Origin of the sequence: Streptomyces sclerotialus (genome assembly GCF_040907265.1) — a bacterium.
GTDB classification, from domain to species: Bacteria; Actinomycetota; Actinomycetes; order Streptomycetales; family Streptomycetaceae; genus Streptomyces; species Streptomyces sclerotialus.
Genome location: NZ_JBFOHP010000002.1, coordinates 434388 through 454652, shown reverse-complemented (window position 1 = coordinate 454652; position 20265 = coordinate 434388). Strand labels below are relative to the sequence as shown.

At 69.6% G+C, this 20265-nt stretch carries 15 protein-coding genes; 9 read left to right on the top strand and 6 right to left on the bottom strand.

Features of this window, described 5'->3' with window-relative positions:
* Positions 1–22: 22 nt before the first annotated feature.
* A complete protein-coding gene (locus tag AAC944_RS02185; protein ID WP_030607371.1) occupies positions 23–1366 on the bottom strand; it encodes an MFS transporter in 1344 nt (447 codons plus the stop codon).
* Positions 1367–1438: 72 nt separating this feature from the next.
* Between AAC944_RS02185 and AAC944_RS02180 the strand changes: the two genes are divergently transcribed.
* Positions 1439–2206, top strand: coding sequence for a DeoR/GlpR family DNA-binding transcription regulator (locus AAC944_RS02180; RefSeq protein WP_368396773.1), 768 nt, complete (start codon positions 1439–1441; stop codon positions 2204–2206).
* On the opposite strand, the gene yczE is transcribed toward AAC944_RS02180, so the two are convergent.
* Positions 2133–2870 (bottom strand): membrane protein YczE, encoded by a 738-nt coding sequence (yczE, locus tag AAC944_RS02175; RefSeq protein WP_368396772.1) that lies wholly within the window; start codon positions 2868–2870, stop codon positions 2133–2135. The two genes, AAC944_RS02180 and yczE, sit on opposite strands and share 74 nt — an antisense overlap.
* A 129-nt stretch (positions 2871–2999) precedes the next feature.
* On the opposite strand from yczE, the gene yczR reads away from it, so the two are divergent.
* Entirely contained in the window at positions 3000–4541 is a 1542-nt protein-coding gene (gene yczR, locus AAC944_RS02170) for a MocR-like transcription factor YczR (protein ID WP_078888234.1), read from the top strand.
* A gap of 504 nt (positions 4542–5045) precedes the next feature.
* Positions 5046–7664 (top strand): rifamycin-inactivating phosphotransferase, encoded by a 2619-nt coding sequence (gene rph, locus AAC944_RS02165; protein ID WP_030607382.1) that lies wholly within the window; start codon positions 5046–5048, stop codon positions 7662–7664.
* A gap of 108 nt (positions 7665–7772) precedes the next feature.
* On the opposite strand, the gene AAC944_RS02160 is transcribed toward rph, so the two are convergent.
* Together AAC944_RS02160 and AAC944_RS02155 are read right to left on the bottom strand one after the other, a co-directional pair.
* Positions 7773–7982, bottom strand: a complete 210-nt coding sequence (locus AAC944_RS02160; RefSeq protein ID WP_368396771.1) for a hypothetical protein — start codon at positions 7980–7982, stop codon at positions 7773–7775.
* Positions 7983–8096: 114 nt separating this feature from the next.
* Positions 8097–8780 carry a hypothetical protein gene (locus AAC944_RS02155; protein WP_196942698.1) on the bottom strand — a complete coding sequence of 228 codons (684 nt, stop codon included), beginning with the start codon at positions 8778–8780 and terminating at the stop codon, positions 8097–8099.
* 1189 nt (positions 8781–9969) lie between these two features.
* Here AAC944_RS02155 and AAC944_RS02150 point away from each other — a divergent pair.
* Positions 9970–10683: a YoaK family protein gene (locus AAC944_RS02150; RefSeq protein WP_063759865.1), complete on the top strand. Its 714-nt coding sequence runs from the start codon at positions 9970–9972 to the stop codon at positions 10681–10683.
* 491 nt (positions 10684–11174) lie between these two features.
* On the opposite strand, the gene AAC944_RS02145 is transcribed toward AAC944_RS02150, so the two are convergent.
* Positions 11175–12518, bottom strand: a complete 1344-nt coding sequence (locus AAC944_RS02145) for a cation:proton antiporter (protein ID WP_051871290.1) — start codon at positions 12516–12518, stop codon at positions 11175–11177.
* A 77-nt stretch (positions 12519–12595) separates the two neighbouring features.
* Positions 12596–13294, bottom strand: a complete 699-nt coding sequence (gene pcp, locus AAC944_RS02140; protein ID WP_051871291.1) for a pyroglutamyl-peptidase I — start codon at positions 13292–13294, stop codon at positions 12596–12598.
* A gap of 316 nt (positions 13295–13610) precedes the next feature.
* Between pcp and AAC944_RS02135 the strand changes: the two genes are divergently transcribed.
* The 5 genes from AAC944_RS02135 to AAC944_RS02115 all read left to right on the top strand — a co-directional run bounded on the left by AAC944_RS02135 (position 13611) and on the right by AAC944_RS02115 (position 20247).
* Positions 13611–14882: a cytochrome P450 gene (locus tag AAC944_RS02135; protein WP_368396770.1), complete on the top strand. Its 1272-nt coding sequence runs from the start codon at positions 13611–13613 to the stop codon at positions 14880–14882.
* Between the two features lie 288 nt (positions 14883–15170).
* Complete coding sequence (locus AAC944_RS02130) at positions 15171–16784, top strand: hypothetical protein (protein WP_051871292.1); 1614 nt, start codon at positions 15171–15173, stop codon at positions 16782–16784.
* Between the two features lie 28 nt (positions 16785–16812).
* Positions 16813–18057 carry an ATP-grasp domain-containing protein gene (locus tag AAC944_RS02125; protein ID WP_030607399.1) on the top strand — a complete coding sequence of 415 codons (1245 nt, stop codon included), beginning with the start codon at positions 16813–16815 and terminating at the stop codon, positions 18055–18057.
* A 61-nt stretch (positions 18058–18118) separates the two neighbouring features.
* Positions 18119–18859, top strand: coding sequence for a class I SAM-dependent methyltransferase (locus tag AAC944_RS02120; RefSeq protein ID WP_368396769.1), 741 nt, complete (start codon positions 18119–18121; stop codon positions 18857–18859).
* 140 nt (positions 18860–18999) lie between these two features.
* The gene (locus tag AAC944_RS02115; RefSeq protein ID WP_368396768.1) at positions 19000–20247 is read left to right on the top strand and encodes an MFS transporter; all 1248 of its coding nucleotides are present in this window, start codon (positions 19000–19002) and stop codon (positions 20245–20247) included.
* The last annotated feature ends 18 nt before the right edge of the window (positions 20248–20265 follow it).

Below are 20265 nucleotides of genomic sequence, written 5' to 3'. Positions count from 1 at the left end.
GCTCCCGCTACCGCTGCTCCCGCTACCGCTGCCCGCCGTCGAGCGCCTGCTCGGCGGCGGGCAGCGGTACGGCGGCGGGATTCGGCGTGGTCCGCAGTACGGCCGCCGTGCAGGCGGCGACCGCGCACAGGACCACGGGCAGGAAGAACGTGATGTTGAGCGGGGCGAGGTGGGTCAGCGGCCCGATGACCGCAGGCCCGGCGAGCATGCCGAGGTAGCCGAGCCCGGCGACGCGCGAGACGTTGACACCGGCCGCGTCCTGGTCGGCGTGGCCCGCCGCGCTGAACAGCTGGGGGATGCACCCGGAAAGCCCCGCGCCGAACACGGCCCAGCCCACCAGCGCGAGCGGCACCCACGGCGAGAGTGCCGCGACGGCCATGCCGAGCGCGCCCACGGCGGCGCCGTAGCGGAGGACGGCCACCGCCCCGAACCGGCCCGACACCCGGTCGGCGAGCAGCCGCCCGACGGTCATGGCGGTGGAGAAAGCCCCGTACGCGAAGGCCGCGGTGGCGGCCGGGGCGTCCAGCACGTCCCGGAGATGGAGCACGCTCCAGTCGTTGGCCACCCCTTCGCAGAGCATCAGCATGAACGCGAGCACGGCCAGGAACCAGATGCGCCGAGGAGTCCGAGTCCGGCGCGCCGCCGCCGTCCCGGTCTCCGTGCCCGTGCCCGCCGCCTGGAGCTCCGTACCCGTACCGGTCGCCTGGAGCTCCGTACCCGTACCGGTCGCCTGGAGCTCCGTACCCGTACCGGTCGCCGTCCCGGCCGGGTTCGCCTCGGCGGCGGTCCGTGTGGTCGATGCGGTCCGCGCGGACCGCAGCAGACCGCCGGCGGCGGCCGCCGCCACGACGAGGCCGAAGACGGCCACCGCGCCGAGGGTGACGGCGGGACTCCAGCCCCAGCTGAGCGTGCGGGCACCGATCAGTGCCGCGAGGACGCCGCCGAGGGAGAAGGTGGCGTGGAAGGCGGACATGACGGGACGGCCGTAACCCCGCTCGACCTGCACGGCATGGGCGTTCATGCTCACGTCGAGACAGCCGTTGCCGAACCCGAGCAGCAGCAGCGCGGCGGCCAGTGTCCAGGCGTTCGCCGCGAGGCCCGGCAGGACGACGGCCGCGCTGCACAGGGCGGCGCTGAGCGGTACGACGGTGCGTGCGCCGAGGCGGTCCGTGAGCGGCCCCGTGATCTGCATTCCCGTGAAGGCGCCGAGGCCGAGCAGCAGCAGGAGCCAGCCCAGCACGGCATGCGTGGTTCCGGTCTGCTGCTCGACGGTGGGGATGTGGACGACCCACATGCCCAGGACGAAGCCGTTCAGGGCGAAGTAGGCGAAGGTGGCCACTCGGCCGTACCGCAGAGATCTCTCCATGCCGCGAAGCTATCGAACATTTTCGGTGTTCGTAAGCTTGATTTTCGCACAGCTTGGATGTTCTATCTGGGGGTGGCGACAACAGCGAGTACAGACCGGCTGAGGCGGATCACCGAGGCCGTACGCGAGGCGGGGCGGATCGGCGTCGCGGAGCTGGCCGGCCTGACCGGCGCTTCGGAGATGACCATCCGCCGTGACCTGGAGGTGCTGGCCGGCCAGGGCGTCCTGGAGCGTTATCGCGGCGGGGCGCGCAGCCTGCTGCTGCGCGGTGAGGAGCCGCCGTTCGCACTGCGGGCGCAGGAGGGCATCAGCGCGAAGCGGCGTATCGCCGCCGAGGTCGCAGGCCTGATCGCCGACGGGGAGTCCGTCGTCCTCGACAGCGGGACGACCTGCCTGGAGGTGGCCCGAGCCCTGGAACCGCGACGGCTGACCGTGATGCCGCTGTCCCTGCACGCGGTGACCGCACTGACCGGGGCGGCACAGCTGACCCTGCTCGTCCCCGGCGGCCGTCCCCGGCCGGGCGAGCTGGCGCTGACCGGCCCGCTGACCGAGGCGTCGCTCGCCGCCCTCCGCTTCGACACGGCGGTCATCGGCTGCTGCGGACTGAACGCGACGGACGGTCTGACCGCCTACGACCTCGACGACGCCGCCGTCAAACGTGCCGCGATCGCGTCGTCCCGCCGTGTCATCGTCGTCGCCGAGGCGGAGAAGTTCTCCCGCACGGCCCTCGCCCTCGTCGCCCCCGCCGCCGCCCTGCACGCCGTCGTCACCGACGGGACCGCGCCGGAAGAGGAGACGGACGCACTGGCCGCCGCAGGGGTGACCGTACGGACGGTGTGACCGTGCTCCGGTAGGCGAACCACGGCAGGCAGTACTGGGTGACCGGGCCGACCGCGAGCGCGTACAGCACCGTTCCGGCCCCCACGGTCCCGCCGAGCAGCGCGCCGGCCACGAGCACGGTGATCTCCATCAGGGTGCGGACCTGCCGGAGGGACCGCCCGGTGACGGCGGCCGTACCGGTCATCAGCCCGTCCCGCGGCCCGGGCCCGAAGCGCGCCCCGACATACACCGCGACGGCGAGCCCGTTGAGGAGGATGCCACCGAGGAGCAGCCCGATCCGGGCCGGCAGCCCGAGGTCCTCGGGGAGCAGCCGGAGCCCGGCATCGGAAGCGCACGCCAGGACCACGACGTTGGCGAACGTGCCGAACGTCGGCCGCTGCCTGAGTGGAATCCACAGCACGAGCACGAGAGCACCCACCACGGCGCTGATCGTCCCGAAGCTCAGTGAGGTGTGCTCCGCCAGCCCCTCGTACAGCACGCTCCAGGGGTTGACGCCCAACGACGCCCGGACCATGACCGAGAGGCTGAACCCGTACAGCGCGAGCCCGGCGAACAGCTGGGGCAGGCGGCGCACGGGACGCTCACGGAGCGGGCAGTAGGTGAGCGCGGGCAGTCCCCGCTGTCGTCGTTGCCGCCCCATGCCGGTTTGCCGTTGCCGTCCCATGCCTGCTGCCTCGCAATACGTTCGTGCGTCGTGCGTCGTGCGTCGTGCGCCGGGCCTTCGTGGCCGGCTTCGGAGGCAACTCTGTACAGTGATTGGCCCAGTTGACATGGCCAATCCGAGGAGAATGGTATGGCTCAGGCGAACCCGTCGCCGTCCGCGGGCCGTACGGGCGATGCGGGTCCTGCGGGTCGTACGGGCCATGCGGGTCGTGCGGGCCACGCGAGCCGTACGGACCGCGTCCTGGGCAGCCGGCAGCTCGCCGCGATGCTGCCCGACCCGACGGGCATGCGACCCGCCTACCGCCACCTCGCCCAGGCGATCGGCGCCCTGATCCTGGACGGACGCGTCGCCCTGCACGTCAGGCTCCCCGCCGAACGGGAGCTGGCCGCGGCGCTGAACATCAGCCGGGCCACCGTCACCGCCGTGTACGACCTGCTGCGCGAGGGCGGCTACGCCCGCAGCCGCCAGGGTTCCGGTACCTGGACGACGCTGCCGGAAGGCCGTACGCCCAGCGGTGTCAAGCGCCTGCTCGGGGCAAGCGAAACCGCGATCGACCTGGCCAGGGCCGCGCCCGCCCTTCCGGAGCGGACGCTCGCCGACGCCCTGGCCGAGGTGTCCCCGCAACTGGCCGAGCACGTGCACACACCCGGCTACCACCCCTACGGCCTGCCGGAACTGCGCGCCGCCATCGCCGAGCGCTTCACCCGCCGCGGCCTGCCCACCCGACCGGAACAGATCCTGGTGACCGCCGGCGCCCAGCACGCCCTGACCCTCGTCCTGGGGCTGCTGTGCGGCCCCGGCGACCGCGTCCTGGTCGAGAATCCGTCCTACCCGAACGCCCTGGACGCGATGCGCCGCGCCCGGCTCCGCACGGTGTCGGTCCCCGTCACCGACACCGGCTGGGACATCGAGATCATCGAATCGACCCTGCGCCAGACGGTTCCCCAACTGGCTTACCTGATACCCGACTTCCACAACCCGACCGGCTGCCTCATGCCCGAGCGCGAACGCGTCCGTACCCTGCGGGCGGCGGAGCGCTCCGGCACCTGGCTGGTCATCGACGAGACGCTGGCCGACCTCGCCCTCGACGTGCCCGCGCCCCCTCCCTTCGCCTCCCACGCCGCGCCGGGCGCGACCGGCCGGCTCGTCACCATCGGCTCGATGAGCAAGACCCACTGGGCCGGGCTGCGCATCGGCTGGCTGCGCGCCCCCGCACGCCTCGTCACCGAACTCGCCGGTCAGCGGGTCGCCACCGACATGGGCGGCTCGGTCCTGGACCAGCTCCTCGCCCTGCACCTGCTCACCCGGCCCCGCGGCCTCCTTCCCGCCCGCCTGGAGCAACTGCGCGGCCAGCGGGCGGCACTGGCCGCCGCGCTGACCGAACACCTCCCGCAGTGGGCCTGGGAACTGCCGCCGGGCGGCCTGTCGCTCTGGGTGGACCTGGGCGAGCCCATCGCCTCGGCACTCGCCGAGCGGGCCCTGGAACACGGCGTACGCATCGAGAGCGGCGCCTACTTCGCCACCGACCCCGGCATCTTCGAACACCGCCTCCGCATCCCGTACACCACACCACCGGACACCCTGCGCGAAGCCGTACACCGCATAGCCACCGCCCGCACCGCAGGCCTCCCGTCCTCCTCGGCCATACGACGGCCGCACTGGATCGCCTGACAGGGCGTCAGGGAGAGCTGGCTCACCGCCAGCCGTCGGCTCCTCGCAGTGCGGTCGGAGCGGTCGGATCGAGTGGCTGCGCGGACGACACATGACAAAGGCAAGGAGATTCCTCTCCTTGCCACTCTTAACTTATAGCGCACTGGGGGGCTTGCGGCAAGGCCCGGGTCTTGCCGCAGAATCATCGGCCGAGCCCACTACCTGCGGAAACGGAGCACGACGTGCGTGGTGCGCGCGCCGCCCGGCTGGGCGGAGCGGTCGGCCGACTCGTCAGGGGGAAGGCAACCGGCGTTGAGGGCGATGAGAGGGATGAAGGCGATGAGGATCGAGGGCGTTGAGGGCGTTGAGGGCGTTGAGGGCGTTGAGAGCGATGAAGGCGATGAGGGCGACGGGGACACGGCCGGCGAAAGGTTCGGCAGAGACCGGGCTGGAGGCGCCGGTGATCCGACCGGCCGGTGCAATGCAGAGAATGCAACGGGACACGACTGCTTCGGAGGTACCGCGATGAACGAGCAGTACGTGTGGGACCTCCAAGAGGTTGACGAGACGCAGGTCGCGGCCGTTGGCGGTAAGGGCGCGCACCTGGGCGAGCTGTCGCGGATCGAAGGCATCCGCGTACCGGGTGGCTTCTGCGTGACCACGGACGCCTTCCGGCGGATCATGGCGGAGGCGCCGTCGATCGATGAGCGGCTCGACCAGCTGTCGCGCTTGCACCCGGACGACCGGGAGGGAATCCGCACGCTCAGCGCGCAGATTCGCCGGACCGTCGAAGAAACTGCCATCCCGGACGATCTCGCGGCGGCGATCACTCGCGCGCTCGCCCGGCTCGGTGCGCAAGCCGCCTACGCCGTCCGGTCCAGCGCGACGGCGGAGGACCTGCCGACGGCCTCCTTCGCCGGCCAGCAGGACACATACCTCAACGTCATGGGCCCGGCGGCGATCCTCCAGCACGTCAGCCGGTGCTGGGCCTCGCTGTTCACCGAGCGGGCCGTGACCTACCGCCGGCGGAACGGCATCGACCACCGTACGGTCCACATGGCCGTGGTCGTGCAGCAGATGGTCTTCCCGCAGGCGGCCGGCATCCTGTTCACGGCCGACCCCGTCACGGGCAACCGGAAGGCCGCCACCGTGGACGCCGGTTTCGGCCTCGGCGAGGCCCTGGTGTCCGGCCTGGTGAACCCGGACGTCTTCACGGTGCGGGACGGCGAAGTCGTCGCCAAGACGATCGCCGCCAAACAGCGCGCCGTGCATGCCCTGCCGGCCGGCGGTACGCAGGAAGTGGCGGTCGACGCGCAGCGGCAGGAGCAGCCGGCGCTGACGGACGCGCAGGCCGTGGAGCTCGTACGGCTCGGGCGGCGGATCGAAGCGCACTTCGGCCGCCCGCAGGACATCGAATGGTGCCTGACCGATGACGGCTTCCGGATCGTTCAGAGCCGGCCGATCACGACGCTGTTCCCTGTCCCCGAGACCGGTGACCAGGAGAATCACGTCTACGTCTCCGTCGGTCATCAGCAGATGATGACCGACGCCATGAAGCCCCTGGGGCTCTCGATGTGGCAGCTGACGGCCATGGTGCCGATGCACGAGGCCGGCGGGAGGCTGTTCGTCGACGTCACCCGGCGCCTGGGCCCGCCCGCGAGCCGCGCCGCCCTCCTGGACGTCATGGGAAGAGGCGATCCGCTGGTCAGGGACGCGCTGGAGACCGTCCTCGACCGCGACGGTTTCATCCCGTCGCTCCCGGACGCGAGTCCCGGTGGCCCACCGGCCGGCGGGCCACCGGCCGGCGGCGCGTCCGCCCCGATCGAGACCGATCCGGCCATCGTCACCGAGCTGATCGAACGCAGCCAGGCGTCCATCGCCGCCCTGGAGCGCGACATCGCCGCGAAGACCGGACCGGCGCTGTTCGACTTCCTGCTGGAGGCCTTCGAGGAGCACAAGCGAGTCCTCAGCGATCCGCTGAGCATGCAGGCGATCATGGCGGGGATGGAGGCCACGTGGTGGCTCAACGACAAGCTGTACGAGTGGCTGGGCGAGAAGAACGCGGCTGACACGCTCACACTGTCCGCTCCCGGCAACGTCACCTCGGAGATGGGACTGGCGCTGCTCGACGTCGCGGACGCGATCCGCCCGCATCCGGAGGTGGTGGCCTTCCTCCAGGGTGTCGGCGTCGAGGACGACGACTTCCTGGACGAGCTGACGAAGCTTACGGGCGGTACCGAAGCGCGCGACGCCATCGAGTCCTACCTCGACCGGTACGGCATGCGCTGCGTCGCCGAGATCGACATCACGAGGCCGCGTTGGCGCGAGCGCCCCGCCACGCTCGTGCCCGTGATCCTCGACAACGTCAAAAACTTCGAGCCGGGCGCCGCCGAGCGGCGCTTCGAGCGAGGACGGCAGGAGGCACTGAAGAAGGAACAGGACGTGCTGTCACGCCTGCGGGCCCTGCCGGACGGGGACCGGAAGGCCGACGAGACCAAGCGGATGATCGACCGGGTCCGCACCTTCATCGGGTACCGGGAGTACCCGAAGTACGCCATCGTCAGCCGCTACTTCGTCTACAAGCAGGCCTTGCTGGCGGAGGCCGAGCGCCTCGTGCGGGCAGGCGTGCTTCCTGAGCAGGAGGACGTCTTCTACCTCACGTTCCAGGAGTTCCACGACGTCGTGCGCTCGCACCGGGTGGATGGCCGGCTCATCCAGCAGCGCAAGGAAGCGTTCCGGTCGTACCAGTCGCTCACACCGCCGCGGGTGCTCACATCGGACGGCGAGGCCGTCACCGGGGCGTACCGGCGCGACGACGTGCCGGACGGTGCCCTGGTCGGCCTGCCGGTTTCCGCCGGGACCATCGAGGGAAGGGCCCGCGTCATCCTTGACATGGCGGACGCCGAACTCGAAGCGGGCGACATCCTGGTCACGTCCTACACGGACCCCAGCTGGTCGCCGCTGTTCGTCGGAATCGCGGGCCTGGTCACGGAGGTGGGCGGCCTGATGACCCATGGCGCAGTGATCGCCCGGGAGTACGGTTTGCCGGCCGTCGTGGGCGTGGAGCAGGCCACCCGGCTGATCCGGGACGGACAGCGAATCCGCGTCCACGGAACCGACGGATACGTCGAAATCCTGCCTTGACCGACCACACCGAGGAGCCCCGTCCGCGGCTCCCGTCCGATGCGGCCGATGCGACCGATGCGACCGATGCGGCCGACGCGACCGATGCCGGAACACCTGCCCTGTGGCTCAGCGCCGGCCTCCTCCGCCCGGATCGGTCCCGCTGTTCCCGGAGTCGGCGCACCCGGGGCAGGGGCGGCCCCCCCGCTGGAGCTGCCGGTGCTCGTTCGCGAGGTCGATCACCTGGGTCATCGCGGGGTCCTCGGTAGGGATGCCGATGCCGATGCCGATGCCGTACCGGCCGCAGAAGGCGAGCAGGTCGGCGTCGGCACGTTCCACCGCCCCCTGTGTCCTGTCGTACGCCACCGAGGCCAGGCTCCTGACATCGATGCGGACGAGCCTGCCACCGTCGGGTGGGGTCTGGCCGACCCGCTCGCCCCACCGGAGGAAGACCTACTTCACCGGACCGTTCTCCACCAGCCCGCCCAAGTACTCCTTGATGATCTGCACGGCCCCGTCGTCTCCCAGGTCGAGGACGTCGAAGGTGCGCGTGATTGCCAGAGAGGCGAGTTCGGCGAACCGGTCGGCCTGTGCCTCTCGTTCTTCGGCGCGCTGCTGACTCTCATCGAGCTCCTCCAGCTGCCCCGCAACGTTCTCGGCTTCCGACGCCTCCGACGCCTCCGACGCCTCCGACGCCTGCGAAGCTTCTGACGCCTCCGAGCCCTGCGACGCTTCCGGCACTTCCGCGGGTTGCGGCGGGTCCGGGGCGCCGAGATCGAGCGTGGCTGCCTGGAACCGGCCGACCTGCCGCGCGATCTCCAGAGCCGTCCGGTTCACGGGCTCTCCGGACGGCGAGGGAGCGGCCCGGCGCACGGCCACCACCACAGCCCTCAGCCGGGTAGCGACCCGGGGATGCGCCGTGACGTACCGGTGGATCTCCTCGTAGGCGTCCGGGCTGACCCCGGTGAGCGACCGCCGCCCGAAGTCGACGAAGGCGCCCAGCGGCAGCCGGGCTTCGCTGAAGCGGGCCGGACGCAGCCGCTGCCTGATCCGTGCAACGCGGTCGGGCCGGCGCAACCCGGCGTAGCTGCCGAGGGCCAGCAAGGTGTATGCCCCTAGCCAGTACATCCAGTGCACCTCGGTCAGTCCCTCGGGACCGTGGTCAGCACGTCGCCGGCAACGAGCTGCTGCGCGGCAAGGGCGACCAGCGCTGCTGGACTCGCTGCACCGCGAGGAGCAGTGCCGCCAACGGGACCAGCCGGGCGGGAAACGCACGGAACAGGAAGAAGGTGAGTGCACCAGGTTGCCGTCACCGAGTACGAGGGCGCCTGCCGCGGCGTACCGGCGATGCCGTATCCAGCGGATCAGCGTTTCGGCGAGCAGCTTGCCCGCCGCCGCCGACGCAGCCGCGAGGCCGTCTCCGAAACCGCCCCGACGACTCCTCCCATGACTGTTCCAAGGGCGCCAGCAGCAGATTCCCCACCGCGCAGTGTCGAAGGCCAGGCACCCTATCCCCGACATTGTCGACGTATCCCTACTTATCCTCTCTATGGGCTGTTTTGTATTTACGCACCTGCCTCACGGGAAGTGAATTGGAGGCAATGATTAGAATTGATGGCCATCTTCTCGATCTTTCGCCATCGGCGTCATTCGTACTGGGTCGTGAAATCCGGGGCTCGGTCGGGCGGGGCGCCCAGGAGGGCGGGCGGGATGGTGTGGCTGCGCCGCCTTTCGTGTCCTCGCCGGGGGCGTAGTCAGTACCGAGTGGGTCCGGATGCTCGTCAGGGCTTCGAATTCTTAGCCCCTTGACGCGTACCCGAGAACGGGCCATGACGTGATCTCGCAGATTCCGTCTGGCTGGGACATGCCCTGGCGACACCCGTTCGGCTCGGCGTCGGTAATTGTGATCTTGGGCCTCTCCGGGTAGGTGTGGAGGGACGTGACTTCGATCGAGCGGACCGCGTACCGGCGATTCCGGCGGCTTGCCGCGCTGCCCGATGTGCCGCATCAGACTCCGTCCCGCCTCCGGCGCCCGCGCCCAATCGGCGATGACGCGGATATGGTCCCGGCGGAGCGGTCACCGGGCCTCTCGCGATTCGTGTGCCGACGAGGCCGTGGCGCAGTTGCATACCCCGGTCTGCGGCCTCGGCTGCTGGAGACGAGCCGCTCCGAGAAACACCGGTTACGATCGTTTTACGAGCTCAATAGCCTGCTACGGCTTATTCAGCCGCTCTTCACCTCGTTCGGGAAGGCTGGGAGGGTACACAGGTCACCGCCGCCCTGTTGATGATCCGCCCCCGAAAGCCAACAGGGAGTCGTGCGCTACATGACTACACCCGAGGATGCTCGACTGAAACGGTTCGTGGTGATCGCCGCCGCAGTATTGGCCGCGGTCGCCGGCTTCGTGAACTCGGTGTTCCTCACATCGTTGATCATCCCGGTCAGCCACGTGACGGGATCGATGTCCGAGGCCAGCATGGACGTGACCGGCGGTGATCTCAGCGGGCTGACGAATCTGGCAACGGTCCTGGTCGCCTTCTTCGTCGGTGCGATCGGGGCTGGTGCCCTACTCGGTCCCCATACTCAGACGATCGGCCGCCGCTACGGAGTGTCCTTGCTGGTGGAGGCCGCTCTGCTGGGTGCAGCTCCGCTGGTGGCCACCGAACAGGAGAACACGCCGTACGCGATGATCTTGGCTGCCGGCGCATGCGGGTTGCAGAACGGGATGTTCTCCAACTACCGCGGCATGGTGCTGCGCACCAGTCACATGACCGGAACGTTGACTGATCTCGGGGTCTTGCTCGGATGCCGCGGCTACCGAAACGGCCAGGTATGGAAGGGCGTGCTGTTGGCCACCACCCTGGTGACTTTCGCGGGCGGCGGTGTTGCCGGTGCCTACGGGGCGAGCGCGGCCGCCCTGAACGCACTGTGGATTCCGGCGATGTGCTGCGCCCTGCTCGGCGGGTGGTATGTGCTTTACCGCCACCGCCAGCACGTCACCCGACAACGCCGTCGGTGGCCCGTTCGCCACAGCCCGTAGAATTCTCGAAAAGGGAAGACAACGAAAAGTCGGACTTCGAAGACGGTGTGCTCGTGGCGGCAGTCGCATCGGGCATCTGTGCGTCGGCCGGCGGCAATGCCTGTGCAGAGCCGAGGCCGCGGACATCGCGGCGAATGCGCCTGGCGCGCTGTCGGGTAGTCTCCTCGGCTCAGTTGCCGATTCATGTGCCGGTCATTCTGTGCGGCAACAAATTATTTCTGCCGGAGTACATTGATGTCGCAGTACCGCCTGCCCCTCCGGGCGACGGCCCCTCGGGCCTGCTCGGCTTGGTGATGCTCGGTTCGAATTCGTGGTCTCCGGGGCCGCGAATGACTGCACTGACCGGCACGGGCCGGCGAATATGCATGGCAGTCGGGGCCCTGTGACGCAAAATGGCGGGGGTGCGCATGCTGGAAGGCGCTCCGGCAAGGGGCGCCCGCGTAGGTCGCGCCACTGACACTGGGTGACGTCCTGGTTGTTGCGTACGGGGGTCAAGGGCGGGTCGGCTCCGGTTCGGGAGAGGAAGGGCCGGGCGCTGTGGAAGGGTCGGCCGCGGTCTTGGTCGGCGTTGAGAGGTCGGACGGTTCGGGTCGGGCCCAGCGGTACAGCGGCACGGCGACGGCAGTCGTGAGGACCGCGACAAGTACCAGCATCGAGAAGACCTTCTGGGTGATCATGCCCTGCGCGAGACCGATGTTGATGAAGATCAGAATCATCAGGCCGCGGGCGTTCATCAGGCCCCCCACTGCCCAGGATGCCCGCCAGGAGAACCCGGCGGTACGCATGGCCACCGCGCACCCGGCGTACTTGCCCACGAATCCCGCGGCGAGGATCAGCAGGAAGGACAGCAACATGGCCCAGCCGGTGATGCCGTTCAGCTGTGTGTTGAGTCCGGAGAAGGCGAAGAAGACGGGCAGGAGGAGGACGCACACGATGTCCATCATCCGGTCGTGCAGCGCGGCCCGGAACGCCGGCGCCCGGGGCATGGCCAGGCCGGTGACGAAACCGCCGAACACGGAGTAGATGCCGATGTGATCGGTGAACAGCCCGGCCAGGAGAACGAGGCAGAGGACCAGGTACAGGTGGTTGAAGCCGAACCGGCCGGAGCGCTGGACGCGAGCGCCCAAGGGTCGCAGCAGCCGGGAGACGACCCCGAGCATGACCAGAGCGAAGGCCAGGGTCAGCCCTATGGTGCGCAGCGCCTGCCCGGCCCCGGCCCCGGCGTGCAGGGCGGACAGCACAGCAAGGAAACACCAGGCGGCGGCGTCGTCCACGGAGGCACCGAGCAGTGTCATCCGTCCGATCCGGGTGTTCTCCAGCCGCTGCTCGTAAAGGATGCGGGCGAGCATGGGGAAGGCGGTGATCGACAACGCGCCCCCGACGAAGAAGGCGAACTCGTACGGTCCTACGTCGGGACGGGAGAGCCGGCCGTGCAGCAGATAGCCCGCGCCCGCGCCGAGCAGCAGGGACGGAACGACGCCGGACAGCGCCAGCACCGCGGCGTTCCGGATGTCCGCACGCTCGCCGCCGTGATCCAGCCCGGCGCCGACCAGGAACATGAAGAGAGTGAGGCCGATGGTGCTCAGCACGTAAAGTACGGGCTTCACTTCGGGAGGAAACACCGCGTGCTGTGCCTCGGGGAACAGCGCGCCGAAGGCTGTCGGGCCCAGCAGAACGCCGGCGACCATCTCGCCCAGCACCCTGGGCTGGTGCATGAGCAGAGCGAGCTGCCCGCACAGCGCGGACGCCGCGAGGATCACCACAAGGGCGGGCAGGACCTTCAGGGCGAAGGAAAGATTGGCGTCGGTGGCCGCCAGGACGGTCGTGGGCAGCACGGAGCCTCCCGGTGTCGTGGGGGAAGGAGGCGAATGACGGGTGGGACCACCGCGCCTCGCCGCAGGTGCGGTGGAGCTCAGCGCAACGGACCGGACAGCTTCCGGGACAGCCACGTGCGACGTGCCGGAGCAGCGGCCCCGGCGTCGGGGCGTCGCGGTTCCTGCACCGCGGCGGCCGCGGTGCGCAGGAGAACGCGCAGTCCTTCGGCGGCCGTTGTGCTCGCCAGGGACGGGCGTCTCTCCCTGGACGCGGCCTGGGCGGGAGTGTAGGGAACATGAGCGAGGCCGCCACGCATCTCAGGGCGTTCGGTGGCGATCACGTGGCCCAACCCGTAGGCGATGTGGTTGCAGACGTACGTACCGGCGGTGTGCGAGACCGAAGCGGGTATCCCGGCCTTCCGCATCGCCGCGACACAGGCCTTGACCGGGAGTGAGGAGAAGTAGGCATCGGGGCCGCCCGCCACGACCGGCTCATCGACCGGCTGGTTGCCCTTGTTGTCCGGGGCCACGGCGTCGTCGAGGTTGATGGCGACCTGTTCGACGGTGATGTCGGGGCGGTTGGCTCCCTGGCCGGTCACCACGACCAGGTCGGGCTCGGTTCGGCTGACCGCATCGTGGAGTACCGTCAGCGATTTTCCGAAGACGCAGGGGAGTTGGACGAGCTCCAAGTGCAGGTCCGCCGGCGGGGCGTCGGCCACGAGCCGACAGGCCTCCCACGACGCGTTGACGGCATCGCTGCCGAACGGCTCCACGGCAGTGAGCAGGACTCGAATGATGGTCGCCTCCGAGGGGTGAGAAGGGACGCGCGCCGCCGCCGGACCCTAGGGCGCGGCACACCGCGGGACAAGGGCAGACCTGCCGAATCCTTCCTTCCAGAGGCCAGACGCAAAGGATGATTGACCGAACGGTAGGTTTTTCCCGTCCCTTCTTTTTCGCTGATCGGACGCCCTCGTCGTGCCATCGGCACAGTGCGTCGAGGAGCCGGGTGCCCTGGCGAAAACGGCTCCTGCAAAACACGTGTAAAGATTCCTTTGCCCTTCACCGAGTGACTCTTGGCGAGAGGTCTCGGTAGCTTCGTCACGGACGTTGCTGATGAGCAGTCAGCGGCTATTGAGCCTTCCGCACACAGGCATGACGGGCACGTCTGCCTGGAAGGGACCAGGCGTGGACTTAACGCATCTTTATGATCCACTGGACTTCCGGACCTTGGTCGACCCGTACCCCCTCTATGCCGAACTGCGGGCGCGGACCCCGGTCTTCTGGCATGAGACCATGCGGTCGTGGGTGCTCCTGACGTATCGGGACTGCCGCGACGTGCTGCGGAATCACGAGGACTTCGCTCGCGACCGGCGGCGGATCGGTGAAGAGGTGCCGGAGTTCCGGCAGAGCCTCCAATCGCTTGATCCGCCGGCGCAAAAACCGCTGCGCAGCCTGCTGATGAACTCCTTTCGCCAGCAGAATCCGGTCGAGATCGCCCGGCGGGCGCGCAGTCATATCCATACGCTTTTCAACCGATTGGCAGACCGGGAACAGTTCGACTGGATGCGCGATGTCGCCGCGCCGGTAGCGCTGCGAGTAACCGCCGAACTGCTGGGCGTGGAAGAGCCGAACGGTGCGGAGTACGCAGAAATCTCGGACGGTATTGCACGGAGAATGGACGCCGGACTCGTACCCGACCGCGCCGGGGTGGGCGACCGCGCGCGTCACCAGCTGAACCGGCTGGTCGAGAACTGGCTCGGCGCGGAGGAACGCCCCGGAGTTCTGGCGGACGTGCGCCGGGATGCGGAACGAGCACGTGTCCCCGAGCACTACATCCGCAACACGACGGGGGTCATGTTCAACGCCAGCTACGGCACGATCTTCGCCACGGCCGGCAACGTCGTCCTCACCCTGCTCCGCCACCCGGAGGTTCTGGCGGCGCTGCACCGCGACGAGTCCCTGTTGCCCACCGCGGTGGACGAGCTGATCCGCTACGACGGGCCGGCCCAGGGGACGAGCCGGGTCGCCGTGAAACGCATGGTCGTCAGCGGCACCGTGATCGAGCCCGGGGAGGTCGTCCTCACGCTGCTCGCGGCAGCCAACCGCGACCCCGATCAGTTCGCACACCCCGACCGGCTCGTCCTCGACAGAGCGCCGAACCAGCATTTGAGCTTCGGCTGGGGCCCGCACGCCTGCCTCGGCGCACTCTTCGGCCGGGCGGCCATCCGCGAACTCGTTCTCGGTCTGCTGCACGCACCGCGACCGCTCACGCTCGCCGGTACGCCGACGAGGCGTCCGACGGCGACGGTCAGGACCATCGACACCCTCCCGGTGACGTTCCGCAGCGAGTCCGGAGCCGAAGCCCTCGCGGCCGGGCGCAGGTAACGCGTACGTACCGCCGACGCGTGCCACTGCGCCGGCCCTGCCGCCACCGAGCCGCGCAGACCACTGGACCTCGGGGACCGGCCTACCTGCCCCGAGCGGCTCGGAGTCACCCGACGAGGAAGGAGGCCACCATGAGCTACGACCACTGATCACCGGCCGAAGAGATGCCGGAACCGGGGGCGGGCTCCGTTGCCGGGCCCGCCCCACCACCGGGCGATCCCGGCCGGGCCCGTCCCGCGGCCCGAAGAGCAACCAGGAAACCGTCGTCACACACGCTGAAGGAGCAAGATGCCGCTGCCCGCTCACGCCGCGACCGCGGCCGACATCGCGCTGGCCGTAGTGGCGTACCGCGGGCTGGTGTCGCCGCTGCTCCGCTGGTGCGCCGAGCGGCTCGGCAGCGGCCGATACCCGGAAACCGCACTCAACGGCGCCTACCCGGAGAGGGCTCCGCGGCCGGGACCGTCCCTCGCGGCCGGCGCCGCGCTCCTCGCGGCCGGCGCGGCCTACGGGGTGGTGGGTTCCACTCCGCCCGGTGCCATGGCACTGGTCCCCGAAGCCGCACTGCTCCTGGTGTGGTGGAAGTACCTCACGCTCGACTACGACGCGGCGCTGAGCGTGCGATGGCAGCGAGCCGACCGGATCGTCGTACTCGCCGTCGGCGCGGCCGCGCTGCTCCTGCCGGCCCTGGCACTGGCGGCGCTGGGTGTGCTGTGCGGGCGGTTGGGAGGCTGGACGCATCACTCCAAGGCCTGCATCCGGCTGGTGAAGGTGGCGTTCTGCTGGTCCCTGTCCGATGGTGTGCTGCACGCCCTGGGACTGACGTCTGCCGCGTCAGGCAGCACGGCACTCGTCGTGCTGCTCGGGACCGCTTACCTTTCCCACTACGTGGTGGCCGCCCGGAGCAAGGCGAAGCTGGGCCGTCGGCCGTGGTCCTGGACGCTGGAGAACCGCACCGATCTGCTGGTGGCGTCCTCCTACTCATGGGGATGGGCGCGCTTCGTCCCGGCGCGGACGGCGGCAACGCTGGTCAACGGCCTGCGTCCGGCAAGCCCGTTCCTCAACGCCGGCACCATGGTGCTGGAGCTCGCCGGACTGGTCGCCTTCGCCGACGAGTGGTGTTTCGTGGCCGCCGTTGCCGGTGCCGTCGTGTTCAACTGCGTCGTCGCGCTGACATCGGGGCTGCTCTTCTGGGAGAACATCGGCGTGGGCATGGTACTCGCCGGGGTGGTCAGCACGTCACGCGAAGCCGGCGATGCCACGGCTTTCGGGCTGTGGCCGTGGCTGTTCAGCAACGCCCTCATGGCCGCGGTGCTGGCGGGGTGGGCCTGGCGGCCCACCGGGCTGGGGTGGTGGGACACGCCCTTCACGGCACGGGTGGTGTGGACGGTCCGGACGCGTGACGGGAAGCAGTACGGACTGCACAACGACTTCTTCAGCCCGCACGACCGTGAGTACGCCCGCGCTCTCGGGAACCCCCTGGTGCCCGAACCCTTCGTCACGTTCTCCCTCGGAGGCGTGGAGGACACCGCGCTGCGCGATCTTCTGGTGCGCGCTCGTCCGCACCAGGACGACATCGAGCACGCCAAGCACCGGCACGGCACCGTGCAGTGGAGCGGGCCGTACACGGAAAGACACACGACGTACCTCAGGCGGCTGCTGTCCAACCTCAACGCGGGTGCCCCGAAGAGCCCGCTGCCGCGGTTCCTCAGCCGGCTCAAGGCCCCCGGTGGCCACCTCTACTACTGGGGCGATCTGCCTCGGTACCGCAGGGACAGGGGACCCGTGTCGGAAGTCGCCGTGTGGTATCGCGAAGAGCTGTACTCGTCCGAACGGCGCACCTGGCTGCGGTTGCGCAATCAGTTCCTCTTCGCCCTCGAGATCCCGATCGCCGGCCCCCACTGAGCCGGTGCCGAAGAAACACGGGTGCGTCATGCATGTCCTACTCGTCGGCCCGCGGGCCGAAGTGGTGCGCGGGCTGCGCGCCGACGGGCACGAGGTCACACTGCTCTACGAAGTGCGCCACAGAGACCGGGTCTCCGACGTGGCGGCCATGGTGGACCGCACCTGCGCGGTCGACTCCTATGCGAAGGTGGAGTCCCTCTGGTCCGCACTGCGCCACCTCGCGCCCCGCCGCCCTGTCGAAGCGGTGCTGACGGCGAGCGAGCCCGCCGTGGTGTCCGCGGCGGTACTGGGACGGCTCATCGGTGCCCGGGCCGTCGCGCCGGACACGGCGCTGGCCTGTCGGGACAAGGCGGTCCAGAAGGAGAGGTGGGCCGCTGCCGGGGTGCCGACGGCGCCCTGGTGCGTGCTGCCGGACGGAGCCGGCTCCAGTACGGAGGTGGGGCGGAGCCTGCTGCGTGCGGGCCTGCGTTTCCCGGTGGTCGTGAAACCACCGGCGGACGGTGGAAGCAAGCACGTAAGGCTGGTCCATGACCTCGCCGAACTGCAGGAGGCCGCCGGCACGATCGACGGTGGAGGCCGCGTGCTCCTCGAACAGTACGTCGATGAGCCGGAGTGGCACTTCGACGGTGTCGTCGAAGGAGGCGAACCGACCGCCCTCATGGTCTCCCGCTACCTCGAGCCCCTGCTGTGCACCAAGCAGGGCCGTCCGGTCATGTCGCTGGCGCTGGCGCCGTCCGGCAATGCCGTGACGTACGCCGGGGCAGCCGCGTTCACCAAGCGGGTCCTGCGGGCTCTCGGTGTGGAACGGGGCGTGTTCCACTTCGAGGCTTTCGGCCGGCCGGCCGCCTTCATCGCCGGGGAACTCGCCTGCCGGCCAGGAGGAGGCATGATCGGTCTGATGGGGGAGCGCACGATCGGCGTCGACCTGTGGGCTGCTGGTGCGCGGGCGGTCCTCGGAGATCCGGTCCCGCGTGGTCCTGTGACCCGCGGCGTGACGCATGGCTTCGTCCACCTGCCCACCGTCCCAGGGCGGGTGAACCGGGTACGCCCGGAGGACCTGGCCGGAGTGCCGGGGGTGACGGCCGTGATGATGCGCGTGCCCTACGGGGCCGTCATGCGCGACATGGCGGAGACCACGTCGACGAGCGTGGCGTTCGCGGCGGTGGAGGGGCGGTCGGAAGCCGAGTGCCGGCAGGCGATGGACGCGGCGGTGTCGGTCGTGGCTGACATCCACGGTACGGCGCCCGCGGCGCTGAGCGGCCATGCGCACTGAGACCGGCCGGGCAGCCGCTTCGGTGCCCGCCGGTGCAAACGACGGGAACAAGGGAGGACACGTGTCGGTGGAGAAGACGATGGACCATGACCAGAGCGTGCGACATGCGCTGGCGAACCTGTTGCGGGAGTCGCCGATCGACGCCACGGACCTCGTCGACACGCTGGCCCTCTACCTGCGGCGACGGCCCCTCGTCGACGTGCTGGCGATGGACGCCTTGTACCGCATGGCCTACGAGGTACCGGGCGCGATGATGGAGTTCGGCGTGCTCCAAGGACGGCACCTCGCGCTCCTCTCGGAGCTCCGGGACATATACGAGCCGCACAACGTGCACCGGGAGATCATCGGCTTCGACACCTTCGAGGGCTTCCAGGGCGCCGTTGACATCGACGGAGGCGGCCCTGCCGGCACGCCGGAGAAATTCGGTCTCCCGCCGTCCTTTCCCGACCACCTGCAAGCGGCACTGGCAGCCCGGAACGGCGACGGGTCGGGCAAGAGCCCCGTACGACTGGTCCGCGGTGACGCGAGCACAACGGTCAAGGAGTACCTGGCGGCCCACGAACACACCGTCGTGGCCATGGCCTACTTCGACCTCGACCTCTACGTGCCGACCAAGGAGGTCCTGACCGCCCTGGTGCCCTACCTGACGAAGGGGAGCATCCTCGCCTTCGACGAGGTCGCGCACGAGGGCTGGCCCGGTGAGACCGCAGCGCTGCGGGACTCCCTCGGGCTGGACCGAGGCGCCGTCAGATTCGTGCTGCCCGGCAGGGCGAAGACAACGTACCTACGATGGGAAGGCTGAGTGCAGCCCGCACGATCCTCCTCCGCACGCGGTCACCGAGACGCCCCCACGCCCCATGAGCGGGCCGTCCCGGTAGTACCCGCCTCTCACCTCCGTCTTTCTTCTCCGCACAGCTGGACCGTTCCGATCAGGGTGGAAACGTGAGCCTGGAAAAAGAGACCGATGCCGCTGCCGACCAGGCGGACACCGGCCCCGAAAGCCCGCTGCGCGTCCGGGCCTTCGCATGGTTCTTCACCGGCCGCATCGTCTCGCTGCTCGGCAGCGCGATGGCGCCGGTCGCCCTGGCCTTCGCCGTACTGAACGCCTCCGGCAGCGCCGGGGACATGGGCGTGGTACTCACCGCGCAGACCGTTCCCGTCATCCTCTTCACGCTGGCCGGAGGAGTGATCGGCGACCGGTTCTCGCGGCAGTGGGTCCTGCTGCTGTCCCACACCGGTGCGGGGCTCACCCAGGCAGCCGTCGCCGCCATGCTGCTGACAGGCAACTACCACCTCGGCGCGTTGGTCGTCCTGGAATTCCTGAACGGCACGATGACGGCCTTCACCACCCCGGCACTGCGGGGGATCGTTCCGGACATCGTCGCGAAGAACCAGAAGCAGAAGGCGAACTCGCTGTTGGGGTCCGCTCGCAACGCAGCGAAGATCCTCGGCCCCACGGCGGGTGGCACACTCGTCGCCACCGCCGGCGGCGGCTGGGCCATCGCCGCCGACGCCGCCACCTACCTCGTCGCCGCCTTCTGCCTGGCACAACTGCACCTCGACACGAAAACCCCGCCCCCCAAGAAGAGTCCGCTGGCCGACATCCGGGAGGGATGGACCGAGTTCACCTCCCGGACCTGGGTGTGGGCCATCGTCGCCTCCTTCGGTGTCACCAACTACCTCCAGGTCGGCATCTGGACGGTCCTCGGCCCCCTCATCGCCAAGGGAAGCATCGGGGAGGCCGCATGGGGCCTGGTCCTCAGCGTCAAGTCGGTGGGCGTACTGCTCATGGCGCTGGTGATGTACCGCGTCACCGTCAGGCGCCTGCTGCCGCTGGGACAGCTCTGCATCGCACTGACCGCCCTGCCGCTGCTGGCACTGGGACTGCGGGCGGACGTCTACTGGCTGGCTGTTGCGACGTTTGTCGCGGGGCTGGGGACCGGCGTGTACGGCATCGCCTGGGAGACCTCCCTCCAGGACCACGTGCCCCGTCACATGCTGTCCAGGATCTCTTCCTACGACAATCTCGGTTCGTTCATCGCCATCCCCGCCGGGCAGCTCACTGCCGCCCGCTTCGCGGACGCCTTCGGCGCCTCACGCGTCGCTCTGGTGGGCGGCATTCTGTACGCGTTCTTCGCTCTGCTCCCGCTGACGGCGTCCTCCGTCAGGACGCTGCGCCACGAACCGTGAAGGAGGGACACCATGAGA

Excerpts from the sequence above, each read along its gene's own strand:
- AAC944_RS02185 (WP_030607371.1), bottom strand. The coding sequence starts at position 1,366 with ATGGAGAGATCTCTGCGGTACGGCCGAGTGGCCACCTTCGCCTACTTC.
- AAC944_RS02135 (WP_368396770.1), top strand. The coding sequence starts at position 13,611 with ATGAGCAGTCAGCGGCTATTGAGCCTTCCGCACACAGGCATGACGGGC.
- AAC944_RS02150 (WP_063759865.1), top strand. The coding sequence starts at position 9,970 with ATGACTACACCCGAGGATGCTCGACTGAAACGGTTCGTGGTGATCGCC.
- rph (WP_030607382.1), top strand. The coding sequence starts at position 5,046 with ATGAACGAGCAGTACGTGTGGGACCTCCAAGAGGTTGACGAGACGCAG.
- yczE (WP_368396772.1), bottom strand. The coding sequence starts at position 2,870 with ATGGGACGGCAACGGCAAACCGGCATGGGGCGGCAACGACGACAGCGG.
- AAC944_RS02125 (WP_030607399.1), top strand. The coding sequence starts at position 16,813 with ATGCATGTCCTACTCGTCGGCCCGCGGGCCGAAGTGGTGCGCGGGCTG.
- AAC944_RS02130 (WP_051871292.1), top strand. The coding sequence starts at position 15,171 with ATGCCGCTGCCCGCTCACGCCGCGACCGCGGCCGACATCGCGCTGGCC.
- yczR (WP_078888234.1), top strand. The coding sequence starts at position 3,000 with ATGGCTCAGGCGAACCCGTCGCCGTCCGCGGGCCGTACGGGCGATGCG.